This is a genomic window from Erwinia typographi (genome assembly GCF_000773975.1).
GTDB classification, from domain to species: Bacteria; Pseudomonadota; Gammaproteobacteria; order Enterobacterales; family Enterobacteriaceae; genus Erwinia; species Erwinia typographi.
The window spans coordinates 1-5,106 of record NZ_JRUQ01000031.1 but is presented as its reverse complement, the minus strand read 5'-3'; the positions used below and the strand labels follow the sequence as shown (position 1 = coordinate 5,106).

General features: G+C 42.6%; 5 protein-coding genes and 2 pseudogenes. 1 reads left to right on the top strand and 6 read right to left on the bottom strand.

What is annotated here, in order from left to right; all coding sequences use genetic code 11:
• Positions 1-135: 135 nt before the first annotated feature.
• Positions 136-1,315: pseudogene (locus tag NG99_RS10875) on the bottom strand (IS3 family transposase).
• Positions 1,316-1,406: 91 nt separating this feature from the next.
• On the opposite strand from NG99_RS10875, the pseudogene NG99_RS30485 reads away from it, so the two are divergent.
• Positions 1,407-1,487: pseudogene (locus NG99_RS30485) on the top strand (IS1 family transposase); the annotation flags it as partial.
• A 203-nt stretch (positions 1,488-1,690) separates the two neighbouring features.
• On the opposite strand, the gene NG99_RS28220 reads toward NG99_RS30485, so the two are convergent.
• The 5 genes from NG99_RS28220 to NG99_RS10855 form a co-directional block, all read right to left on the bottom strand.
• Entirely contained in the window at positions 1,691-1,990 is a 300-nt protein-coding gene (locus tag NG99_RS28220) for a phage holin family protein (protein WP_072017583.1), read from the bottom strand.
• Positions 1,987-2,319 carry a putative holin gene (locus NG99_RS27590; RefSeq protein ID WP_052130656.1) on the bottom strand — a complete coding sequence of 111 codons (333 nt, stop codon included), beginning with the start codon at positions 2,317-2,319 and terminating at the stop codon, positions 1,987-1,989. Before NG99_RS27590 ends, NG99_RS28220 begins: the two co-directional genes overlap by 4 nt.
• Positions 2,320-2,413: 94 nt before the next feature.
• Positions 2,414-2,959 (bottom strand): hypothetical protein, encoded by a 546-nt coding sequence (locus NG99_RS29210; RefSeq protein WP_072017582.1) that lies wholly within the window; start codon positions 2,957-2,959, stop codon positions 2,414-2,416.
• Between the two features lie 327 nt (positions 2,960-3,286).
• On the bottom strand, positions 3,287-4,324 hold the full coding sequence (locus tag NG99_RS29205; protein WP_157032607.1) for a hypothetical protein: 1,038 nt from the start codon (positions 4,322-4,324) through the stop codon (positions 3,287-3,289).
• Between the two features lie 71 nt (positions 4,325-4,395).
• Positions 4,396-5,106 (bottom strand): hypothetical protein (locus NG99_RS10855; RefSeq protein WP_034892145.1); only part of this gene is annotated, 711 nt, incomplete at its 5' end.

The following is a 5,106-nucleotide window of genomic DNA, read 5'->3' as shown; positions in this document are numbered from 1 at the left end:
GTTCAAAGAGCTGTATGACGGGCGCTGCTGGCCTCTTTCAGTATTGGCATGATTACCAGCGTCGACTGGGGCAGCTATGCCTGATCTTGACCCGCCATTTCCGGAAAGCTTTTGTATCTTAAGTTACGATACCCGCTACCGCCGGTATTCCCTCGGAGAGGGATATCCCAGCGCACTGTGCGGGTGGTTTTCATTGTAATGCGTGAACGCTGCTGCCAGGTTCCGCAGTGCTGTTCTCACATCCGGTTTTGGCATGAACGCGATATAGTCTTCCTTCATCGTCTTAACGAACCGTTCGGCCATACCATTACTCTGCGGGCTGCTCACTGCTGTTATACACTGCTCCAGATCCAGCTATCTGGCAAACCTCAGCTTTTCATGCGCGGTATACGCTGAACCGTTATCCGTCAGCCACTGCAGCGGTGTGGCCGGCAACCTGTCGCCGAAGCGCTTTTCTACCGACCTCAGCATCACATCCTGCACCGTCGAACTGTCGTAACCTCCTGTGCTTGCCGCCCATTCTATGGGTCGCAGCAGTCCAGCGCGAACGTGACACGCAGCTTCTCACCATTGTCACAGCCGAACTCGAAGCCGCCTGAAGACCACCGCATATCGCTTTCTGCTACTGCGATTTTGCCTTTATGCTCACGCTTCGGTCGCTCCATTTTGTCATGCAGTAACAGCAGATTATGCTCGCTCATGAGCCGATAAAACCGTTTGGCATTGACCGGCGGCAGCCCCTCTGTGCGACGCTGCTTACGCAGAATGCCCCACACACGACGATAGCCGTAGCTGGGCATGTCGCTGATGATGGCGAGAAGTCCGACAGTATTTCAGCGTCAGCTTCGTCATTACGCCGGTTACAGCGCCCGTCCTGCCAGTCGGCAGAACGGTTAATCGCAGAAACAGCTGCGCACGCGACACTCCCATGGTGCGGCTGACCAGGGCTATTCCCTGTCCTTTAGCAACAAGGGCCGTGCGCTATCCATTTTCGCGACTGACCGTACTCCACGGCTTCTTTCAGGAGCTCAACTTCCATCGTCTTCTCACCCAGAAGGCGCTGAAGCTGCCGGACCTGCTTCAGAGCCGCAGTAAGCTCAGAAGCTGGAACGACTTACTCTCCGGCCGCAACGGCGGTAAGGCTGCCTTCTTGGTATTGCTTCCTCCACTTAAACAACAGGCTAGGCTAAATACCGTGCAGACGGGCGACATAGGAGACATTCATGCCCGGATCCATAGTCTGCTGGATAATGGCGATCTTCTCCTGAGGCGTTTTACGTTTACGGACTTCTTGCCCTAACAGGACCCCGGTCATCTCAAAATTGGCGTTACTGTTAGACATATATTCGAGCCTATTCTTATCTGGAGATACAGTTACTGTCTGGTGGTGTTTCAGGGGGCTACATCAAACGATTTGCTTCTCGCGCTCAATCGAGGTCCACGAAAAAGTTATCGGGTCCTTAAGCGAAGGATACATGTTCTGCTAATTCAATACATTACCAAAGAACGCATAAGAAAACTCGCCTATAAAATAAAACCTGGGATTTGACTTGGGCCCGGCGTCATAATCACATCGGTGGCGTCTTCAGACCAGAGGCCTTCGAACAAACACCGTAGTGAGGACAGGATATGTCTATAGTGATGGGGGGGTAATCCAGAGAATATCCGGTTCAGGACGCTACGAATCTCCTTAATTCTTTCTCATCGTACTGCTAAAGAGATTACCAGATTTCACCAGAGAAATGATGAAAAGGGAAAAATTTATAACCGTCTCAGCCCAATCAGCATACATATATTCACCTGTGAGTGTTCTAATAGCAATTGCCGCACAAGAAATAATAACAAAATAAGTAATGCAAGCATTCATTAAATTATTCGGGCGATGTTTCAATCGCCACAAGAAAACCTTAACAGATATAAATGCACAAATGATAGCATTAGCATTCAAAAGAAATAATTGAAAACAATATTCAAAGCTCAATGTATTCATTCCCCGCCTCCTACACGATCATTTTTATCTTGTTCACTTTTTGTTTTGTTTTCAAACCGGGTTATAGCACTCATTGCAACGGAAACGATAAAAGCACTGCATACAAACGCGCCGATTTCTTTTCCAACATGAATGCCATCAGGAAGATAAGGTTTTAACAGTGAAAGTGCGGTATCAGCACCTTCTGTTCCCATCAGGAAAGAAACGACAAAAACGATCAGTTTGTTAATACCATGAAATGTTTGTTGAACAATAGTGAAAAGCATAGCTCCAGAGAATGCGGCAATCACCTCGGGCCCATAGAAGCTTCCAAATAGGTTTATCAACATAGGTGCTCCTTTCAGTAGAATAGTAGCGATTATGGACATAAATTCACACACTATAAAAATAAGATGAAAGTCCCACTACAATGAGTCTCATTTTTCATGAAATCAGACATTGAGACAAGGGACTACGTGGAAAAGCATCAATCGACGAACTTCTGGAACAATTTACGATTTCAACTGATGGTGTTTTTATTCTCAATTCTCTAAACTGCAATTTCCATTTATTGAATGAATCTATTGTTGGATTTCCTAAACCAGCAGGGTGGTCACCATGCCAATGGGTATCTCCGCGCTCAGATAATTCACAATCAAATCCTAAAAGGACTATATGCTCATACCCTATTTTCACAGCAAAATCGATTGCTTTAGCTCCTGAGTTTGTCAGAAACGCCTCACACACCATATAGTTCAATGAATAAATTTTAGAAGCTTTAAAACTACTTGTCCATAGAGAAGAATACCCCGCCAACTTATTATAATTATGATTCCACCAATTCAGATCGCCTGAAAAAACATATTTACACTTTGGGGAAAGCACCCACGATGAATTTACTGAAACAATATCCCTCCCATCAGAAACACATAAATCCACATCATCCTTACATAAGGACGGGCCACTACCAATGATAATGACACTTTTCATAAAATCACTCCAAACAGTTACTAACCGAACCTACCATCAACTATCGTTTTTTATTTTACACGAAATAACACAAATAAAAAATAAATCTCATATCAAAAACACAGCACCAGAAAAACCATTTTTATCACATCCTTTCCTTTCAATCCCAATTAATCGCCAGGGGCGATTGGATGTAGCAAAACACAACGTTGACCATCCAATTATGAATCGTACAGTTTAGAAAAAACAACCAAATAACAATCACACTTTGTTGAACTTCATAAAAACCACCAAATCCTTAAAAACAGTATTTTTCGAAGAAGCAAACCATTAAACAAACAATAAAAATCAATAAGTTACAACTTGGTCGTTTTTACTAAATGAAAATTCAGCTTCCCCTCCAATTGAATCAGGGAACTTAACTTCAATAATAGGGATAAATAAAGAGAATTCAGAATAAAAATCTTCTTGATCCTTCTGAGAACTTTTAAGGCCTATCGAACTCCCTGACAGATAAAAAAACGCTTCTAAGGGGATATCGGCTTTGTCTTGACTCCACACTTCCAAACGCAGTTCATTCTGTTCATCAAATGATGACTCTTTCAAAAGGATTTGGGATTTTATCATTGCATCAAATAATTTTGAAGTATTCACTGCATTCCCGGAAGAATAAAGAGTGAAACCACAAGTGTTCTGCCCACTGCGGCCATGATAAGTGTCGTACCATTGGCTGGCGGTTTCAATTCCTTGTTCAATACATGGTCTGGTATCAGACAGGCTGTTATATTCCCCACACCCTTTATCAGATCTACCCGATGTCCAAGCATCAAGGGGAAAACCACACAAAACTTTAATTGACGAGTCCATTCCTACGGGAGTAAATAGCATTGGGTAAAAAATAAACCCCGTGACATAACCGTATGCAGTCTTATTAAATGATGAATCTTTCCTTAAATAAGAAAATGACACTCCACCAGAAATCACCGACGTAGGTGACGGATTCCATGAGTGAAAGGAACGATTAAGGTCACTGTCCGTACCTCTAAAGATAACGCCACTACAAAGCACTCCTGGTTTATTGTCATCTTGGTCACACCTGACTGCCGTGTTGCTATAATCGTATTTAATGTAACATAATATTTTATCTCCCCGATCAGTGACACTACCACATGCCCGCTCCCTTTTCTCATAATCAACAGATATTTTGATGTTATTGCGTTTAGCGTCTAATGGATGAACAGTCAAAATGAGAAAAAAAACAAAAAAAATAAATTTAAATAACATTGACGTATAAACATGATAACAATAAATCACATTAAATAAACGGTTCCTTCCCAAAAACACCAACTGCCTTACGTCACTTCTTAACCCTAAACACCTATTCATTCAACCCCCTCTCAACCTTTATTATAAAATGCGCCAACCGATTAATTATCGGCACTTCCGACCTCATTTATTCACGTTGCACTTATACGAGTAACTCGAGAGAATTGATACTCCCCCCCACTAACACCAACAGCGTAATTATATAATAGATTGGATCTCTCATCTTTTTCCAACCATGATCTATCGATGGAGAATATAATAATGTTGCTATCATTCCCCTGCTGCACGGATGTTTCATTAATACTCGCCCCAACAACTCTTACTTTTACTCTATCGCTACTGCTCATGCCAGAGTAAATAACAGTCACCGTTTGTAAGTCATCACTGACATCGGGAGATTTAAGTTCAAGTGACTGACCTTCAATATCCAGATACAATATGGATGATGATATTTCGTCTCCTACTCCATTCTTTTTTACCGAAAAATAAACGAAAGCAGTGTCGCCGATAGTGTCAATAAACTCCATCCGTGGGACAAGGACATCTATCTCACCAATAGCAGAGACAGTGATTGTGTCACTATCATAAGTATAGTCTCGTCCTATCCAATATACTGTGACTGTATCACCCGATACCATTCCCCGATAAACAGGAATTTTTATCGTAAGACTGGCAAGTTTGTAATAATCAACCTGCTGTAAAAGCGTTCCATTGTTCCCAGTAGCCTCCACTGCCACAGGAACCGTATCAGAAATATCATCACCGCTATGCATAACATTATATAAAGTGGATGCTGATTTTACTCCAGTGACAGTATACCACACAGTCACAGTATCCCCGTC